Origin of the sequence: Lacinutrix sp. C3R15 (genome assembly GCF_018860825.1) — a bacterium.
Classification (GTDB): Bacteria; Bacteroidota; Bacteroidia; order Flavobacteriales; family Flavobacteriaceae; genus Oceanihabitans.
On sequence record NZ_JAHKPZ010000036.1, the window covers coordinates 26,141 to 45,447 of the forward strand.

Here is a 19,307-nt window from a genome sequence, read left to right on the forward strand (position 1 = left end):
ACCAAAATATTACTTTATTTCTATTGTATTGCTTTTTTTGTTTGCTTTATAGTGAATGTATAGAATTATCTTTTGTAGTTATCAACTACTTCTTGCAATTCATCATACATTTTTTTAGAAATAACGTCTTTGGTAAAGTTATTTAATAAAAATTGATGACCATTAGTGGTGAATTTATTTTGAAGTGCTTTATCGTTCAGTAATAATTCTACTTTATCAGCAAAATCTACAGGATTACCAACCTCTGCTAAAAGACCAGTTTCATTATCTACAATAACTTCAGGGATTCCTCCTGCATTAGCAGCAACAATAGGAACTCTACAAGCGTAAGACTCTAATAAAACACCACCTGTAGGTTCGTTGTTAGAGGTAAACATAAATAAATCGAATTCTGGTAAAACTTGTGGAATGTCTGTTCTAAAACCAGAAAAAATAATGTGATCATTTAGGTTTTTATCGCTTACAATTTGTTTGATTTCGGCTTCTAGCTTTCCTTCTCCAATTAAAATATACTTTGCTTTTATATTGTTTCGTTTTACCAAAATTTCAACGGTATCTACCCAAGTGTAGTGGTCTTTAAACCCTGAAAACGCAGCTATGTTTCCAATTATTTTATAGTCTGAAGGAATGTTATATTCTTTATGTAATAAGCCGTTTTTTTCTTGTTTGGTAAACTTGTGCACATCTGTAACACTACCAACAACACACATTTTACTAGTGTCTTTTACTGCGTATTTTAATACGTTAACAACAGGGTGTGATACGCAAATAATTTTTTTTATGCCTTTGTAATTGTATTTCCATTTTCTAAGCATATTAGAGTCAACACGTCTTATTAAGGTTCTACATAAAACCAAAGGAGCAGGTAATTTGTAAAATAAATGTGCTAAAACCGCTAAAGTGTGTGCTTTACTATTGTGAATAAAAACAACATCTATGTTTTTTTCTTTTACAATTTGAGCTAGTTGTTTTGCAAAGCCTAAATCATACTCAGACTTATAATCAAAACCAATAACTTGCATGTTTTTTTCTTTAGCAACATCATGAACAGGAGTGTTGTTGGCACAAATAATATATTGATCTTCTACATAATTCTTTTCTTTAAAGGCTTCGTATAAATAAATAATTTTTTGCTCGTGACCTCTCCAAACGCCAGATGCAGTAATCTGTAATAATCTCATAGTTGTTTTCAATAGTATAGTGTACAAAGTAATTAAAAACATTTAATAACCGCTTTGTTTTTTTAGATTAATAACCTGTAAAATTTGTAATATTGCAAGATGCAAACGGTATATCAAGACAGCTATAAAAAGCACCAAGAAAAATTAAACCATTTCATTACTAATTTTAATGATTTAGGTGAGCAATTTGGTAAAGCAGATAGAAATGTTATTAAATTATTTGATTTAGAAGGTGAAACGATTAATATTAAATCGTTTAAAGTACCAAATATAGTCAATCAAATAGCGTATAAATTTTTTAGAAAAAGCAAAGCACAACGTTCTTTTGAGTATGCTTCCAAGCTTAAAGATTTAGGAATTGGTACACCAAAACCCATAGCGTATTATGAGTTTACTACGCCGTTTTTGTTTAAAAAGAGTTTTTATATTAGTGCGCATTTAGATTGTGATTTAACATATAGAGAGCTTACACGAGATTTAGATTATCCAGATCACGAGGCTATATTGAGAGCTTTTACAAGGTTTACTTATAAATTACATGAAAGTAATATTAACTTTTTAGACCACTCACCAGGAAATACTTTAATAAAAAAAGTAGGAGACAACTATGCCTTTTATTTGGTAGACTTAAATAGAATGGAATTTAAGCCAATGTCTTTTGAAACTAGAATAAAAAACTTTGCTAGGCTTACAGTACATCAATCTATTGTAGAAACCATGAGTAGTGAATATGCTAAGGTTTCAGGTGAAGATTACAACAAAATTTTTAATTTAATGTGGAAAGAAACGGAAGCTTTTCAAGATAAATTTAAGCGTAAAAAACGTTTGAAAAAGAAACTAAAATTTTGGAAAAAGTAATATTTAAGAGCCCAAAGTTAACTTATTCTCTACCTTTTCGTAATAGCCAAAGTTTTAAATAACGCATAAATACTACATAAGCTTGTATGGTACCAATAGTAAAACCAACAAGACCATCTCTAAATCCTGCTTGCATAAAATAGTGTTTAAAAAAGCCATAAAAAGGCTTAATAACAAAATGATAAGGCGTTAGTTTTCCTGTTTTTTTGTCGTAGTCTTTAGCTTGCCACCACGCATAACGATTCATTTTTTCTAAATACTTATCAAAAGTAATATAGGTATTATGGTAAAACTTGTTTTTTAATTTACCAACAGTACCATCTACCTTAATTTCGGCATGCACGTGTTTATTTTCGTATTTGCAAAAATCACGTTTAAAAAGTCGAATTACTTTATCATTTCTCCAACCACTATAGTGTACGCGTTCTCCCATAAAATGGTTCATTCTACCAATCCAGTACGCAGTATGCTCTATTTCTGGTTGCTTTAATAAAGCTTGTATTTCTGCTTTTAGTTCTGGTGTAACACGCTCATCTGCATCAACTAATAAAATCCATTCGTGTTTTGCTTGTGGTATAGCCCAGTTTTTTTGCGATGCAGAATACTCGTATTCACGTTGTATTACTTTAGTTGCTAATGCTTGCGCTTTTTCAAAAGTGCCATCTGTACTTAAACTATCTACAACCAATATTTCGTCTGCAAAATCTACAGATGCAATAACGGCTTCTATATTATGAATTTCGTTTCCTGTAGGAATAATAGCAGTGAGTTTATTCATTGGTTTTAGGTAGAGTGTATGCTTGGTTATAGCTTTTTAAAGTAAAGTAATTTAAACGTTTTCGCATCTTATACTTTCGCACCAAATTTAAGGGTTTTTGTTTTAAATAGCTTTTATCTTTATGTAAAAAAGAAATAGTAGCATCAATAACACGTTTGCTTGATTTTCCGTCAAAATAAGGATGTAAGTTTTGTATAAAGTTTTCAATATTTTGTATTAAACTTTCTGGGTGTAATAAGGCTTTTTGAAATGTTTTTTCTAATTCTTCTGCCTGCTGTACGTGTAATAAATAGTCGTGATTAAAGGTGTGGTTAAAAGCAACTACTGGTTTTTTTTGAAGCAAAAATTCTTGAATTGCAGAGGTAGTATCTGCAAACATAATATCTGCTTGTTTGTATAAAGGAATTAAATCTGTGGTATTAAAAAATTTAAAATTACTATTGTTTATAGATTTCCATTTACTAACAATAGCTTCCGGTAATTTTGGGTGTAATACCATTATAAAATTAAAAGTTCCTGCTGTAGATAGTCTTTTAATTTCTTGGTAAACCGCATCATTATAAGCTAGGCTCAAACTTTGTGTAAAAGTAGAAGCTATCATAATTGTATGGTTTTGTTTTCTTTTTTCTATCGGAAATAATGGATCTACTTTACTCCATCCTGTTTCAATAACTTCAAAATAAGGATGTTTTTTTTGTTGTTCACGAAACCCTTTTGTGGTAGAAGGCCCTTGTGTGCAGTACAAATCAAAAAAACCACGAAGCCTAAAATGGCTAAATGTATTTTTTTTTGAAGGTCTTTTTTGTGCATTAAAACCATGAAAAATCTGCACTTTTAGTCCTGTAATAAAATCAGGAACACTATCTGTAGCAGTTAATACAACATCTGGTTTATAACTTAAAACCTCTTGTATGGTCTGTAAAGCATTACTTTTTTCTTGTATTGCTTTTTTGCCGTCTTCAATATCTGCAAACCACTTAACGGTATAACCACGTTTGGTGATTTCCGTTTCTAAAGGCGTACCAATTGGTAGTGCATAACTGTAGGATATATAAATTAAAAATTTATAATTCATGGTTATAAGGTACTTAAAAAGTTTTTAAGTTCGGGTTTTATAAATTCTGGTTTTAGTTTTAGGTAATACGTTTCTGGATCTTTTTTAGCTTCAGATTTAACCGTTTCATTATATGGTATATAATCAGATACATGTATTGCTACATTATTTCCAGGTTCGTTTTTGCTAAACCAATTTGCTTTGTTTAAGTAGGGAGAAAAAATAGTAAAGGTAGGAATGTTTAAAGCCTTTGCCATATTATTTGCGCCACCTTCATTTCCTATTAAAGCATCACATTGTTGCGTTATGGCTAAAAATGCTCTTAAACTTTTTCCAAAGACATCAAAAAAAATATGTTTTTGTGTTTCAGCTAAACAGTAATCATAAATTTCTTTAGCTTCTTCTTTCTGTTTTGGTATATAATTAAACAGTATTTGTGCATCCTTTTTATTGGCAACTAGGCTATCTAATAAAACAGCCATATATTTTGCTGGATAGGTTTTAATAGCACTACTACCTAAAACGCTAATCATAAACAAAGGTTTGTTACTTTGTATGTTGGCAGCTTCTAAATACTTTTTAGCACTAGTGATTTCTTCTGGTTTTAAATAAATTTTAGGAACTATATTTTTAAACGGAATAGCTAATGGTTCTAAAAGTTTTAATCTGTTTTCAATAGCTAAGCTGGCATTGTTTTCCGGTTTTTTTAGTCGTTTAACAGGATGCGTAAAAACAAAAAAAGTATGTTTTTTATAGTATGCTATTTTTGTTGCAGCAGAAGTGAATTTGCTTATAAGTGTACTACTTAACTTACCATAAACATCAATAACAACATTGTATTTTTCTTTTTTTAATGTTTTTAAGAAACGAAAAAAAGCCATTTTACTTTTTTCTATTTCAGGAGTGAAAAATATAAAGTTGTCTATAAATGGATTGTTTTCTACAACAGGATACGTATGTGAGTTAATAAGATAATCTAGTTGTGCATTAGGATATTTTTCACGTAATGCTTCAAACAGAATACTGCTTGTAAGTACGTCTCCAATCATTTTCTGTTGCACAACTAGTATCTTCATTTTTTTAGTGTTCTGTAGTAATATAAAGTTACAGCATGTTTTATTACATTTTCACACAGGTGTGAATAGCAGTTTACTGTGACTACATATTGTTTACTCTTTTATACAGCTACATCATATTCACGTAAAGCATCATTTAAAGATGTTTTTTTATCTGTGCTTTCTTTACGTTTACCTATAATTAATGCACAAGGTACTTGAAACTCTCCAGCGGCAAATTTTTTAGTGTAACTACCAGGAATTACTACAGAACGAGATGGTACAATACCTTTCATTTCTACAGGTTCTTCTCCAGTAACATCAATAATTTTAGTACTCATGGTTAATACCACATTAGCACCTAAAACGGCTTCTTTTTCAACACGAACACCTTCTACAACAATACAACGTGAGCCTATAAAAGCGCCATCTTCAATAATAACAGGAGCTGCTTGTAAAGGTTCTAAAACACCACCAATACCAACACCACCAGAAAGATGTACGTTTTTACCAATTTGTGCACAACTACCAACCGTTGCCCAAGTATCTACCATAGTACCTTCATCTACATAAGCACCTATGTTTACATAACTTGGCATGAGTATAGTACCTGCTGAAATATAAGCACCATGTCTTGCTACTGCATTTGGTACCACACGAATTCCTTTTTCTGCATAACCTGTTTTTAAAGGAATTTTATCGTGATACTCAAAAATACCAACTTCAAGAGTTTCCATTTTTTGAATAGGAAAATATAAAACAACTGCTTTTTTTACCCATTCATTTACTTGCCAACCATCAGTTGTAGGTTCTGCTACACGAAGTTTTCCTAAGTCTAATAAATTTACAACTTCTTTTATTGCTGTAATGGTTTGTTGTTCTTTTAATAAGTCTCTATTATCCCATGCTTGTTCTATGAGTTGTTGTAATTCTTTCATTGCAAATTTTTTTTTTATTTCTACAAAAGCAGAAACATTATATGATATCTATTTTAGAGATGCAAAGATAAATCTATAATTGAATTAATAGAATGGTTACCTATAAAAATATAAGATAGCTATTAAAGCTTAAAAATTAAGTTTAAATTTGCAGCAATGAAAAGAATATTAGCAATAGACTTTGGTACTAAAAGAACAGGAATTGCTGTAACCGATGAGTTACAGATTATAGCTTCTGGTTTAACCACAGTTAATACCAAAGAATTAATACCTTTTTTAAAGGATTATTTTGAAAAAGAAAAAGTAGCATTAGTTGTTGTTGGAGAACCAAAGCAGATGAATAATGAAGCGTCTGAGAGTGAGGCTGCTATTCAAACTTTTATAAAAAAATTCACTATTGCTTTTCCAGAAATGCCAATGCATCGTGTAGACGAGCGTTTTACTTCTAAAATGGCGTTTCAAACCATGATAGATTCAGGATTATCTAAAAAGCAACGTAAAAATAAAGCACTTGTAGATGAGATTAGTGCAACCATTATTCTTCAAAGTTATTTGTATTCAAAGTAACTTGTTTTGTTTTTTTTAATTGGTATACAGGTAGTTAGTCGATAAAATATGTAGTAAAATTCCTCTTAACGAGAATTTTTATGCATTGGTCTAAAAATTAGACAATTATACTTTTGTGCATTTATATTTGTTTTAACCCAAACATATAAAACATGAAAAAGCACTACTTTACAATGCTAGTATTAGCATTATTCTCGATCACGCAAATTCAAGCACAATTTTGTCCGCCAACAGGATATATTGAAAACTCAGAGTTGTATTTTATTTATAATGCAGGAACTTCAAATTGTCAAGACAGACCAACAACAGTAAGTGTAGGGGCTTCTATTTTTACTCAAACGGTTTGTGAAGACCAATTATCTATATATGAGTTAACCTCAGGACCTGCATTAACAGAAACTACCAATGTTGCAGTAGATTTTGGATTTTCAGTTTGTGAATATGAAAACAATGTAACTTTATCTGCTGAAGATTTTGATATTCTATTTAAATCTCTAGTAAAAGTATATCCTAATCCTGTTACTAAAGGAAATAATTTAAATATAAAATTAGGCATTAATACCTCTGTAAAAGTAGAATTGTATAACGTTACAGGTAAAAAAATGTTAAGTACAGTAGCTTCTAATTTAAACACAGTAAGTGTAAATATATCTCATTTAGAAAACGGTATTTATATTGCTCAAATTATAACAGATTTAGCCACAATAACTAGAAAAGTTATAGTATTGCACTAAACATAGTATACGTATAGACTAAAAACTCCTTAATTTTTAAGGAGTTTTTTTATGCTTTTTAGCTAACAAATTAACGAAGTATTGTATTTTTGCATGAAATCATTTAAAAGATCACATGATATTACCTATTGTAGCTTATGGAGACCCTGTTTTAAAAAAAGTAGGAGAAGACATTACTAAAGATTACCCAAAACTAGACGAGTTAATTGCTAATATGTACGAAACAATGTATGGCGCTTTTGGCCTTGGTTTGGCAGCACCACAAATTGGATTGCCTATACGTTTGTTTATTGTTGATGCAGAGCCTTTTGCAGAAGATGATAGCTATACAAAAGAAGAGCAAGAAGCTTTTAAAGGATTTAAAAAAACCTTTATTAATGCTAGAATTTTAGATGAGAAAGGAGACGAATGGCCTTTTAATGAAGGATGCTTAAGTATTCCAGATGTAAGAGAAGACGTTTTTAGAAAACCTGAAATTACTATTGAATATTTTGATGAAAATTTTAAAAAATATACCGAAACCTATGATGGTTTAATAGCAAGAGTGATACAACATGAGTATGACCATATTGAAGGTATTTTGTTTACAGATAAACTATCTTCTTTAAAAAAACGATTAATTAAAGGAAAACTAGCCAACATATCTAAAGGAAAAATAAACATTGATTATAAAATGCGTTTTCCTAACCAAAAAAAGAAACGATAAAATTTGTTTAGCAATTGCAAACACTAGATATTTGCCTTCTTTAAAAAAATAAGTATATGAGCTTAGAAAAAGTATTATCCATTTCTGGAAGACCAGGATTATATAAATTAGTAGCACAAACACGTGGTGGTTTTATAGCAGAATCTTTAATAGATAAAAAAAAGATATCTGTAAACATGCAACATAATGTTAGCATTTTAAGTGAAATTGCTATTTACACACTACAAGAAGAATTACCTTTAAGAGAAGTTTTTAATAAAATAAAAACAAAAGAGAACGGAAAAAAAACCTCTATTAGTCATAAAGAAAGTAAAGACAAATTAGAAGAATACTTTTTTGAAATTTTACCAAATTATGATGAAGATAGAGTATACGCTAGTGATATTAAAAAAATCATTCAGTGGTATAACTTGTTAGAAAAACACGATATGTTAGACTTTGAAAAAGCGGAAGAAAAAACAGACGAAGAAGAATAACATTTTCAAGTATAATATTTTAAAAATCCAACTCTAGTAGTTGGATTTTTTGTTTGTAACTTTACCAAAACACAAAGTATGAATTCTAGAGAAAACCAACTAAAAGCATTTGATAGATTGTTAACCATTATGGATGAGCTGCGTGAACAGTGTCCTTGGGATAAAAAACAAACTATGGAAACACTACGTCATTTAACCATAGAAGAAACCTATGAACTTGGTGATGCTATTTTAGATCAAGATTTAGAAGAAGTAAAAAAAGAACTTGGTGATGTATTACTACATATTGTTTTTTATGCTAAAATAGGAAGTGAAACTAAAGACTTTGATATAGCAGATGTATGTAATGAAATTTGCGATAAATTAATACACAGACATCCTCATATTTATAGTGATGTGAAAGTAGAAAATGAAGCAGATGTAAAACGAAATTGGGAGAACCTAAAACTAAAAGAAGGAAAAACTAGTGTGCTTGAAGGTGTGCCAAAAAGTTTGCCAGCTTTAGTTAAAGCCAATAGAATACAAGATAAAGTTGCTGGAGTAGGTTTTGACTGGGAAGAGCCACAACAAGTTTGGCTAAAAGTAGAAGAAGAGCTAAAAGAGTTTCAAGATGAGGTGAAAGCAAAAAACCAGGAAGCTATGGAGAGTGAGTTTGGTGATGTTTTATTTTCTATGATAAATTATGCTAGGTTTTTAAAAATAAACCCAGAAAATGCCTTAGAACGTACCAACAAAAAGTTTATTAAACGTTTTCAATATTTAGAAGAAAAAGCAAAATTTTTAAATAAAAATTTAAAAGATATGACTTTAGCAGAAATGGATGTTTTTTGGGAAGAAGCTAAAGGCTACCAAAACAGTAATTAAAAACAATAACTTACCATTTTGACTTTAATTCATGAGCTAAAAAAAGAAGACAAGAATTATATACGAATAAAAAAACATGTTTTTTTTTATTCTTGAAATCCAAAATTAATTTTCAAGCGTATATACTATTAAATGACACTACTTTCTTTAAATGAGTAGATTAATAGCAAAATAAAATCTTTTAGGTGTCATTATTATAAGGGTTATTTTTTTTTAGTTGAAAAAATAACAATTTAGTTAGTTTAGTTAGAACAAATCCTATTTGAATTCTTTTATTCAAATAGGATTTAGTTTTTTTAAGAAGTAACTTTTGCCAGCTTTACTTGGTGAAGTTTTTTAGTTTATTAAGTTTAGCCTTCCAGTTTTTTAAAGATTCTTTGTGTTTATTAATGTTTTTATGAACTTCTTTAACAAGCGGATTATCATCTTTTACATTAGTAAAAAACTGAAGATTGTTTTCTAATTGATTTATTTCTGCTTTTACTTCATCAATTTTCTTTCTAATATACGAGTATTCATTATCTAAAAACCTACTGTCTTTAGCATTGCTTAGACTTTCTAATTTGTTTTCAAACTTAAGCATTTCTGCTTCTTCTTTATTCATTTTAAGACCATCAAATAAAGCGTCTAATGTTTTATTAAATTTACCTTCAATATAGCGTTTATTCTTAGGTACGCTACCTAAGGCTTTCCATTGTGCAATATGGTCTTTAATTAGTTTTAAATCTACATCATTATCACCAGTCATTTCTAGTGTTTTCATAGTTTCTAACAATTCTTTCTTTTTGTTGTATACTTCAAACTCTTCTTTGTTTGCAGCATCTTTTACAGCATGAAACTTGTTAAAATAATGGTTACAAGCACTTTTAAATTGTTTCCAGATTTTATCACTATCTCTTCTTGGTACATGACCAATATTTTTCCATTCCTCCTGAATTTTCTTCATTAATGGAGTAGTGGTTTCAAAATCATCATTATCTTTATTGTCTTCGGCAATTTTAATTAATTCTAATTTCTTTTCAAGATTTGTATGTTGTTCCTTTTTTAGCTCTTTGTAAAAAGCATTTTTATTTCGGTTAAACTCCCTAACAACATTTTTAAATTTAGACCAAGTAGCTTCGTTTACTTTTACAGGTACTTTTCCTGCGCTAAAAAACTCTTTGCGTAAAGCTTCAATTTCTTTTATCTTATTTTGCCATGCGCTATGTGAGCTTACTGGCTTTTTAGAAATTTCTTCAATTTTAGAAATTATAGCTTGTTTGGTTTCTAAATTTAGTTCGTAAATTTTGTCTAAGTCTTTAAAATATTCTTGACGTTTATCATGAATAATTTTGGTGGCTGTTTTAAATCTATTCCAGATTTCATCTCTATTTTCTTTATCAACAGGTCCAAGATCTTCTTTCCATAGTTTATGTAATACTTGCAATTCTCTAAAAGCACGATTTAAATTATCATCTTGAGCTAGCTCTTCTGCTCTTTCAATAATTTTTAGTTTTTGCTCTAAATTATGTTTAAAATCTAAATCACGTAAGTCTCTGTTTAAATGTAAAAAGTCATAAAATATTTCTACATGATGGTGATACGTGTTCCAGGTATTATGGTATTTATCTCTTGGTATTGCACCAGCATTTCGCCATTGTTCTTGTAGGTCTTTAAAGTGTTTGTATGTGGTGTTAATGTTTTCTTCTACATTAATTAAACCTTTTATTTCTTCAATTATACGTAAACGCTCTGCAAGATTGTCTTTATGACTTTTTTCTATGCTTTTATAGTGAGCGTTTAATTTATCACGATAAATAAAGTAGGTTTCTTTAAATTGTTTTTGAAGCGGACTAGAGTAATGAAAGTCTATTTCATTACCACCTTCGTTTAAAAACTCTTCCTTTTTTTCTTCTAAAAGCGCATTAAATTTAGATTTAAATTCGGCTCTAATATCTTCAACATGCGACTTTATAGCTTGTGGTTTTTCATGGTTTACCAATTTTTCAAGCTCTGTAGCCAGGTCTTCTAACTCCATGGCATGATAGTCTTTTACATCTATTTCATGCCTTTCTTTTGTGCCTTCGTCTTCGGCATCTTCAGCATTTACTGCTTCAATTTCATTTACCGCTTCATCATGATTTTCATGATTTTCTTGTTGCTCAGTTACTTGACTTTCTTCCGTAGTGTTAGAAGTTTTTGTTTCCTGATTTTCTGGTTTTCCATCTGCTTGCAGCAGGTTATCTTGCTCTGACATTGTAAAAAATGATTGATTTGTAATTGTACTGTAGCGTTAAAGATACTAAACAAGGCTTATATTTTCAAAAAACTAACTAGTAATAACAAAATGAATTAAAAAGTTTAGGAGTATTTGCTATTTATTCCAAATGCTCCATGATTTTTCTGCCTGTAATTCTAGCATTTTATAGCCATTTATTATGGTTGCATTTTTTTGCTTTCCGTAGTTTAAAAAGGTAGACTCTTCTGGATTGTAAATAAGGTCAAAAAGCAGGTGTTTTTCTGTTATTGCACGATACGGAATATCAGGACAAGCTTTTACGTCTGGATACGTGCCTAAAGGAGTACAGTTAATTATTATAGAGCTATTTGTTATCATTTCTTCGGTTAGTTGTTGGTAAGAAATTTGATTTTCTTTGGTTGCATTTCTAGATACATAAGTGTATGTAATATCTAGTTTTTGTAGGGCAAAAGCTATAGCTTTACTAGCACCTCCTGTTCCTAAAATTAATGCGGTTTTATGGTGTGGTTTTAAATGTGGTGACAAAGATTTTTTAAAGCCGTAATAGTCTGTGTTATATCCTTTTAGTTTTCCTTTTTTAGTGAATTTTATTGTGTTTATTGCACCTATTTTTTCTGCGTTTTTATCTAGCTTATCTACATATTTAATTATTAACTCTTTATATGGAATAGTAATGTTAAAGCCTTTTATACTTGTATCTTTTAATAGGGAAGGGAAATCTGTGATGCTTTCTAAATCAAAATTTTGATAGCTAGCATCTGTTATTTTTTCTGTTTTAAATTTTTCTGCAAAATAAGATTGTGAGAATGAGTAATCTATGTTTTTTCCTATTAATCCAAATTTACGCATGTGTCTTTCTTGTTTTTTGTCCATAAAATTCTAATGCTAAAACAATTGTTATACCAATAATAATACAAAAAACAGCAAAGTAGGTTTCTTGGTTTAGTTCTGGTATAAAACGTTTGTAGTTTTCTATTACTTTTTTACCTGCAGAATCTATTAAAAAGCTACCATCTTCATTTAGTTTATAAATGGTTTGTTTAAATGGCCAAACCACACCTAAAGAACCAACAATAAAACCAATAATAGAAGCTGTAGTTATGCTTTTATAGTTTTTTAATATATAACTTAATATATGAGAAAATGTAACCAAACCAGTAAGTGACCCTATAGTGAAAACACTTAGTATTTTTAACATTCTTACGCGTTCTACGTTGTGTATAAATGAAAAATCACCTTGTATTGTATCTAAAAAACAATTGTATAGCGCATTTACAGAATCTACCAAAAGTAAAACATAGTTACCTAAAAGAATTAAAATAAAGGATCCTGAAAAACCCGGAAGCGTCATACCAGAAACGCTAATAATACCACAAAAAAAGACAAACCAAAGGTTGTCGTTTTCTTTTGCTGGATCTAAAAAACTAATGCTTATACCAATGGCTATACCTATAAAAAGCGCTAAGTAGGTTTGGTATTTCCAGTCTTTAAAGTCTTTACTTATTTGGTAAATAGAACCTATAATCATTCCGAAGAAAACACTCCAAACATAAAGCTCATAGTGTATAATTAAATAGTCTAATATTTTAGAAACACTAAAATAGCTAATTAGCATTCCGAAGAAAAGTAAGCTTAAAAAACGTCCGTTTATATATTGAAAAAAGCTTTTAAACCTTCCGTTAAGCAAAAGCATAAAAGCTTTGCCGTTTATTTTTTGAAGCGAATATATAAACTCTTCATAAAAGCCAGCAACAAAAGCTACAACACCACCAGAAATACCAGGAACTTTGTTAGCAGCACCCATTCCTAATCCTTTTAAGACTAGAAATATTTTGTCTGTTAATGTTCTGGTACTTTCCATTAATGCACTTTGTTTCCTATTTTTTCTAAAATGAATATAGTTAAAAACCCTACAATCATTAACATAATAGCAATTAATACTTGGGCATCTATTAGGTTTAGTTCTGAAAAGCTTGAAGGAAGTATGCTTTTTTCTACAATTGTTTTATAGCTTTCAAAATCCTGAATCGTTTTTTGGTAAACAGAGAGTGTACCTAAGTTGGTAATATTTGCAAAAGGTATGACATCACCAGCATCACTCATTACTGTAATTGTTTTTTTCCAAGGCCAAATTTTATTAAGTGAACCAAAAATAAAACCTGTTAAAACAGCTAATGTAATGTTGTGGTAATGTTTAAATAACCACTTTAAAACGCGGGAGAAACTTAATAAACCAACAATAGCTCCTAAAGCAAAAATGGCTATTTTTTTAATATCTAAACTATCTATAGCGTTACTTAATGTTTTATAAGCACCTAGAATTACTAAAATAAATGAACCCGAAATACCAGGTAAAATCATAGCGCAAATTGCTATAGCTCCTGCAATAAACAAAAAGTAAGGGTTATTATTACTTGCCATAGATGGCAATGAAGTTATGTAGTATGCTAGTAAAGCACCAACAATTAAGGCTAAAATGGTTGCTACGTTCCATTTGGTGATTTGCTTACCAATAAAAAGAATACTGGCAATAATTAAACCAAAAAAGAAAGACCAAATTAAAATGGGATGTTGCTCTATAAGGTATTTGGCAAGCTTCATAAAAGAAGCAAAGCTAATTATCATTCCTATTAAGAGGGCTAATAAGAAATTACCATTTACTTTTTTCCAAAAAGCATTTATGCCATCTGTTTTTAAAACTTTTAATGTGTTTAGATTTACGTTGCTTATGGTAGTAATTAACTCTTCGTAAATACCAGAAATAAATGCTATTGTACCACCTGAAACACCTGGAACAGCATCTGCTGCTCCCATTGCAATTCCTTTAAAAGAAATGATTAAGTAGTCTATAAAACGTCTTTGCATGCTTTGATTTTTTTTGCTCAAACCAAAGGTAATATTTTTGTAAAACAATTTTGCTTTATTTTACATTTAGTAACTTTTTAACCTGAGGTTTATTAAAAACATTAGGAAAAAGTTCTTCTATTATAAAGACATATTCTTTATTAGAACGAACAGCATTTTTTAAGTGGAAGGTTCCTTTTTCTGTTTCGTGTTGCAAAAAGTACAAACCACCAAGTCTATATTCTAATTCTGCATTTTCTGGATGAAATTCTGCCGCTTGTAAAAAGTTATAAATAGCAGCTTCTAGTTCGCCAATTTTTAACAAAATATCACCACGAGCAATCCATGTATCAATCTCGTAGTTACCTAGTTCTAACGTTTTTTTGTAACCGCGTTCTGCTTCTTCTAAAAAGTTTAAGCGATGGTTAATTTGTGCATAAAGTTTCCAGTAAATAACATTTTCTGTGTCTATATTAATAGCTTTGTTTATATAGTATAACGCTTTTTGGTAGTTTTTTTTCTTGTTATAAAACTTAGTAATCGCTATCCATCCTTTATCTAGTAAAGGGTCTTCATGTACAGTTTGGTAAAAATATTGAACGGCTAAATCGTCTTTTCCTAATTTTTCATAACATTGTGCTATGCGTAGTAAGGCAAAAGATGTAGGGTCTTCTAACTGTAAAGTTAAAGTATAACTTTCTATAGCTTCTTCGTATTTTTTAAATTTTTCTAAAACTTTTCCTTTTTCTAAATAGGCACCAACAAAAGTATCATCAGATATAATTGCATAATCATATGCAGCAAGTGCTTTTTTGTAATCTTTAATGGTGTAATATTGTTTTCCTAATTGATGCCACGCAACTTCACAATAAGGATTACTGTTTAAATAGTTGTTTAAGTATTCAATTGCTTCTTCGTTTTGATCTAAAAAGTCAAAACAATAAATCATATTATATAATGCAGAATAATCTTCAAGATCTTGCTCTAAACATTTCATGAAGTTTTGTTTTGCTTCTTCAAATTTATCTAAAAACAAGTATTCCATTCCTATTAAGGAATATAAGTCTGTAGTGTCATTGGCAAATTTTAATGCACTTTTTAATACATCTACTGCTTTTGCATGATTGTCTTGTTTAGAAAAAATATTTGCTTTTTGAATATATATTTCTTCGTTTTGAGGTTCTAAATTATGAAGCTCATTTAAAAGTTTATCTGCTTTAGGAAGCTCATTTTCAAAAATATAAACTTCTACTTTAAACAGCTTTAAATTTACCGAAGTAGGATGCTGTTCTAGCCCTAATTTAATAGCTTTTTTTGCTAAGGCAACTTTACCTTGATTAAGGTAATAGTGTATAATGTTCTCAAACTCTTCTGAATCAAAAAACAATACGTTGTTTGTTTTTAACATCGATTCAAATTTAGAAAGAGGTAAATTGTTGTTGTCGTTTTGACTAAACTCCATAGGCAATAGGTATGGTTCTACTATATTAAATGTACTATTCTAAATAGCTTATAATAAAAAAAGCCATAAATGTTTTTAACAAAGTAATGAACAGTACTTTTGTTTTGTTAATTGTTTGAAAATCAAAAAGTTGCATTTTATTAGTTGTCTTCTATGCTATTTAAAATAGCAATAATAATGTTACAACCTTTAATGATTTCTTGGTTAGAGATGGTTAGTGGAGGAGTAATTCTAATTGCGTTTGGCTCAAAAAGCAACCAAAAAAGAATAAGTCCAGCTTCTTGAGAACGTAAAATTACTTGATTTGTTATTTCTGCCGACAGAGTTATTGCGGCTAGCATTAAGCCTTTTCCTCTAATTTCTGTAATTAGTGGGTGTACTAAATGTTTTCTAAAAAGGGTTTCTTTTTCAAGGGTTTGCGCTATTAAATTACTTTCTGTAACTTCTTTTAAAGTGGCTAAAGCAGCAGCAGCAATAACTGGATGCCCACCAAAAGTAGTGATATGTCCCAGTTTAGGACTGTCTTGTAGCGTGTCCATTAATTTTCCTGAAGCTGTAAAGGCACCAATAGGCATACCACCACCAAGACCTTTTCCTGTTACTAAAATATCTGGAGTACAGTTGTAATTTTCAAAACCGAATAGTTTTCCTGTACGTCCTACGCCTGGTTGTATTTCGTCTAAAATAAAAAGCGCACCAACTTCTTTGCAACGCGCTTCTACCTTTTGTAAATACTTGTTTGTAGGTTCAATAAAACCAGCTCCTCCTTGAATGGTTTCTAAAATTACACCAGCTGTTTTATTGGTAATACGTTGTAAATCTGCCTCATCATTAAAAGCAATAAAAGAAACATCAGGAACTAAAGGTCTAAATGCTTGTTTGCGTTCTTCAAAACCCATGACACTCATTGCTCCCATAGTATTACCGTGATAAGCCTTTTTTGCTGCAATAATTTGACTTCTTCCTGTTGCTCGTTTTGCTAATTTTAAAGCACCTTCAATGGCTTCTGTTCCAGAATTGGTTAAGTATGTTTTTTCTAAAGATTTAGGTAAATGCTTAGCCAATAGCTTGGTTAGTTCTACAGCAGGTTTTTGTATGTACTCACCATAAACCATAACGTGTAAATAACTGTCTATTTGCTTTTTTAAAGCAGCAACTACTTTTGGGTGTTTATGGCCAAGTGTACATGCTGAAACTCCAGCAACAAAGTCTAAATAGGCTTTGTGGTTGGCGTCATAGATGTAAGAACCTTCTGCATGCGAAATTTCCATTGCTAATGGATGCGGAGAAGTTTGTGCTTGGTATGTTAAAAAATCTTTTTTAATGATTACTCTGTTTTAGGTTCTATTAATTTAGATTTTACTTGTTGTACAGCAGAAGCAGGAACAGCAGTTGCTTTTGTTACATTCTTTTTTGGTAGGTTTCTTGATGCTTTAGGGCTGGTTACAGGCTTGGTTGCTTTTTTAGCTTCTGCCTCGTCTGCTTTTTCCATGCGTTCTAGCATTTCTGGATCAAAGAAATCTTCTTGTGGTATATAATCTTCTAAACCTTTTATTATAGGTAGGTTTAGAGGAGGATCGTCACTAAATAGGTCTTCTACACTTTTAGGTCTTTCGTCTTCTCTCCAGTCAAAACCTCTTAATTTTCTTACGTTTTTTGGAAATTCGGATTCTGGATAAGTTTTTCCGTCTACTTGTCTAATTTTTCGTAGTTCTATAATTTCGCTATCAGCAAAAAGCATCATAATGCTTCCAGATTTAGATTTATCTATTCCTACGAGTTCATTTTTTTCGTTTCTTGCAAAATAAATAGATTCTGCATTTTTATCAATATCTACTTGTTTTATTGTGTTGTCTTGGTTAAATAAACCAATAAGTGTTTTTCCTGTAATTTGGTTGTAACCAGAGCCTAAGGTGTCTTTACTAATAATGAAAGCATTATCAAAAACAATTAATGAATCTAGTTTTTCGGTTTTAGGATTTGATTTTATATGAATAGTATCTCCTGTCATTTGGTTGCCAAGATTCCAGAGTATAGGTTGTCTTTTTGTTACAAAGGCATCTTTAGAGTTCACGTTAGAAAGGTTGATAAGTTTTGTTAAACCAGTTTGATGGTTAGCGTGAATAGAATCTGCCTTTCCGCTCATATCAGATTTAAAAAACTTAGCATTTTTAAACGCTCTTGTAATTCTGTTTTCTGCTTTTCCTGTTACCATTAAGGTATCTGCATGCATATATACAGAGTCTTTTTCTTGTAAAGAAATAGCTAAAGCTCGTTTAGTAATAAAAACAGAATCTTTGAGTTTGTAAATTTCGGCATAATGCCCTTTTACAATACTTTTATTTATGGTGTCTGTAACTTTTATGTTATTGGTTGCAGATGCAAAGCTCTTGTTGTTGTCAAAGTACATGCTGTCTCCTTCAAAAATTCGATTTTCATAATCTATTTTTGATTTTTTAACTGCGTAGCCTTGTTTGGTTTCTGTGTTGTAAAAGCCTTTTTCGCAGTATATTTTACTTTCTTCTGTAACTATAGTTGAAGGTCCATATAAAAAGGCATGACCTGTTTCTGTGTAAAAATCTAATCGATCTGTGTTTATAGTATAGTCTGGATTTACCAGTTTTACATTTTTTACAAATTGGTATTTTTGGGCATTCATATAATAGCGACCAATTTGACTAGTAATGGTTCCTGAAGAGTCACGAACTACCTTTCCTTTGCTTTTGTAAAAAGCTTGTTGTTTTGCTCGATCAAAATATAAGGTGTCTGTGGTTAAGGTAGAAGCAGGTTCTTTTAAAATAACGTCGCCACTTGCAAAGGCTAGTTTCGTTTTTCCGCTATATTCTACATATTTAGACGTCATGTTAATGCTGTCTCCTTGTTTCATTTTTACATTTCCGTAAGCTTCTACAAAATTTTCGTTAGAGTAGAGTAGTGCTTGGTCGCACCACATATCTACTCCTTCATGAATTACGTGAATTTGTCCAGAATCATCACGTGTCATAATTTTTAAACCAGGAGCGTCTTCTTCTTTAAACTCTAAGAATCCAGAATATTTTATTTCTATTTGTTGTTGTGCTTGTGCAAAGGCAAAAGCAAAGAACAAAAAAAGTATATATATGTACTTTAATTTCATGTTTTTGTATTTATTGATTTTCAATGGTTACCTGTAGCATCCATTACATTTTGTTTTTTGGTGTCAAGTTTATGGTGTGGATGTTTGAAAATCTATAATTTGTGGTAAAAATAACTATTATTATGATGCTGTATAATAGATTAAGATTTTTTTATAATTTATATAAAATCTTTCTTTTTAATGAATTAATCTTTAAGAAAGTGTGTTTTGATGGCGTTTTTTTTATTTTATTATAAGTTTTAATACAAAAGATTCTTTTTTTTGCAATAAAATTCTTTGCTATGAAAAATATACATTCTTTATATTACCATTTATATTACCATTTATATTACCATTTATATTACCATTTATATTACAAAGTTTTTTAAGTTTTTCTCAAACAATAGTTATTGCAGTAGCAGATTCTTATACTTGG

18 protein-coding genes are annotated in these 19,307 nt (G+C 30.2%); 6 read left to right on the top strand and 12 right to left on the bottom strand.

Going from position 1 to position 19,307, the window contains the following annotated elements:
• Positions 1-65: 65 nt before the first annotated feature.
• Positions 66-1,181 carry a glycosyltransferase family 4 protein gene (locus tag KO494_RS14105; protein ID WP_215968272.1) on the bottom strand — a complete coding sequence of 372 codons (1,116 nt, stop codon included), beginning with the start codon at positions 1,179-1,181 and terminating at the stop codon, positions 66-68.
• Positions 1,182-1,280: 99 nt separating this feature from the next.
• Here KO494_RS14105 and KO494_RS14110 point away from each other — a divergent pair, with 99 nt between their 5' ends.
• Positions 1,281-2,039, top strand: a complete 759-nt coding sequence (locus tag KO494_RS14110) for a lipopolysaccharide kinase InaA family protein (RefSeq protein WP_215968273.1) — start codon at positions 1,281-1,283, stop codon at positions 2,037-2,039.
• 22 nt (positions 2,040-2,061) lie between these two features.
• Here KO494_RS14110 and KO494_RS14115 read toward each other — a convergent pair whose 3' ends face one another.
• The 4 genes from KO494_RS14115 to KO494_RS14130 form a co-directional block, all read right to left on the bottom strand.
• Positions 2,062-2,817 carry a glycosyltransferase family 2 protein gene (locus KO494_RS14115; RefSeq protein WP_215968274.1) on the bottom strand — a complete coding sequence of 252 codons (756 nt, stop codon included), beginning with the start codon at positions 2,815-2,817 and terminating at the stop codon, positions 2,062-2,064.
• Positions 2,810-3,892, bottom strand: coding sequence for a CDP-glycerol glycerophosphotransferase family protein (locus KO494_RS14120; RefSeq protein ID WP_215968275.1), 1,083 nt, complete (start codon positions 3,890-3,892; stop codon positions 2,810-2,812). Before KO494_RS14120 ends, KO494_RS14115 begins: the two co-directional genes overlap by 8 nt.
• A gap of 2 nt (positions 3,893-3,894) precedes the next feature.
• Complete coding sequence (locus KO494_RS14125) at positions 3,895-4,947, bottom strand: glycosyltransferase family 9 protein (protein WP_215968276.1); 1,053 nt, start codon at positions 4,945-4,947, stop codon at positions 3,895-3,897.
• Positions 4,948-5,048: 101 nt separating this feature from the next.
• A complete protein-coding gene (locus KO494_RS14130; RefSeq protein ID WP_215968277.1) occupies positions 5,049-5,864 on the bottom strand; it encodes a 2,3,4,5-tetrahydropyridine-2,6-dicarboxylate N-succinyltransferase in 816 nt (271 codons plus the stop codon).
• A 156-nt stretch (positions 5,865-6,020) separates the two neighbouring features.
• Between KO494_RS14130 and ruvX the strand changes: the two genes are divergently transcribed.
• The 5 genes from ruvX to mazG all read left to right on the top strand — a co-directional run bounded on the left by ruvX (position 6,021) and on the right by mazG (position 9,211).
• Positions 6,021-6,431 carry a Holliday junction resolvase RuvX gene (ruvX, locus tag KO494_RS14135; protein WP_215968278.1) on the top strand — a complete coding sequence of 137 codons (411 nt, stop codon included), beginning with the start codon at positions 6,021-6,023 and terminating at the stop codon, positions 6,429-6,431.
• Between the two features lie 152 nt (positions 6,432-6,583).
• Positions 6,584-7,165, top strand: a complete 582-nt coding sequence (locus KO494_RS14140) for a T9SS type A sorting domain-containing protein (RefSeq protein WP_215968279.1) — start codon at positions 6,584-6,586, stop codon at positions 7,163-7,165.
• A gap of 115 nt (positions 7,166-7,280) precedes the next feature.
• Complete coding sequence (gene def, locus KO494_RS14145) at positions 7,281-7,871, top strand: peptide deformylase (protein WP_215968280.1); 591 nt, start codon at positions 7,281-7,283, stop codon at positions 7,869-7,871.
• A 56-nt stretch (positions 7,872-7,927) separates the two neighbouring features.
• On the top strand, positions 7,928-8,347 hold the full coding sequence (locus KO494_RS14150; protein WP_215968281.1) for a DUF5606 domain-containing protein: 420 nt from the start codon (positions 7,928-7,930) through the stop codon (positions 8,345-8,347).
• 78 nt (positions 8,348-8,425) lie between these two features.
• Positions 8,426-9,211, top strand: a complete 786-nt coding sequence (gene mazG / locus KO494_RS14155; RefSeq protein ID WP_215968282.1) for a nucleoside triphosphate pyrophosphohydrolase — start codon at positions 8,426-8,428, stop codon at positions 9,209-9,211.
• Positions 9,212-9,530: 319 nt separating this feature from the next.
• On the opposite strand, the gene KO494_RS14160 is transcribed toward mazG, so the two are convergent.
• The 7 genes from KO494_RS14160 to KO494_RS14190 all read right to left on the bottom strand — a co-directional run bounded on the left by KO494_RS14160 (position 9,531) and on the right by KO494_RS14190 (position 18,892).
• A complete protein-coding gene (locus KO494_RS14160) occupies positions 9,531-11,447 on the bottom strand; it encodes a DUF349 domain-containing protein (RefSeq protein WP_215968283.1) in 1,917 nt (638 codons plus the stop codon).
• 117 nt (positions 11,448-11,564) lie between these two features.
• Complete coding sequence (locus KO494_RS14165; RefSeq protein WP_252730409.1) at positions 11,565-12,323, bottom strand: shikimate dehydrogenase; 759 nt, start codon at positions 12,321-12,323, stop codon at positions 11,565-11,567.
• Complete coding sequence (locus KO494_RS14170; protein WP_215968284.1) at positions 12,292-13,311, bottom strand: DUF368 domain-containing protein; 1,020 nt, start codon at positions 13,309-13,311, stop codon at positions 12,292-12,294. The genes KO494_RS14165 and KO494_RS14170 overlap by 32 nt, the downstream gene beginning before the upstream one ends.
• Positions 13,311-14,315 carry a DUF368 domain-containing protein gene (locus KO494_RS14175; protein WP_215968285.1) on the bottom strand — a complete coding sequence of 335 codons (1,005 nt, stop codon included), beginning with the start codon at positions 14,313-14,315 and terminating at the stop codon, positions 13,311-13,313. Before KO494_RS14175 ends, KO494_RS14170 begins: the two co-directional genes overlap by 1 nt.
• Before the next feature lie 55 nt (positions 14,316-14,370).
• Positions 14,371-15,756 (bottom strand): lipopolysaccharide assembly protein LapB, encoded by a 1,386-nt coding sequence (locus tag KO494_RS14180; RefSeq protein ID WP_215968286.1) that lies wholly within the window; start codon positions 15,754-15,756, stop codon positions 14,371-14,373.
• A gap of 140 nt (positions 15,757-15,896) precedes the next feature.
• Positions 15,897-17,027, bottom strand: coding sequence for an aspartate aminotransferase family protein (locus KO494_RS14185; RefSeq protein ID WP_252730410.1), 1,131 nt, complete (start codon positions 17,025-17,027; stop codon positions 15,897-15,899).
• 56 nt (positions 17,028-17,083) lie between these two features.
• Positions 17,084-18,892 carry an OstA-like protein gene (locus KO494_RS14190; RefSeq protein ID WP_215968287.1) on the bottom strand — a complete coding sequence of 603 codons (1,809 nt, stop codon included), beginning with the start codon at positions 18,890-18,892 and terminating at the stop codon, positions 17,084-17,086.
• Positions 18,893-19,307 lie beyond the last annotated feature (415 nt).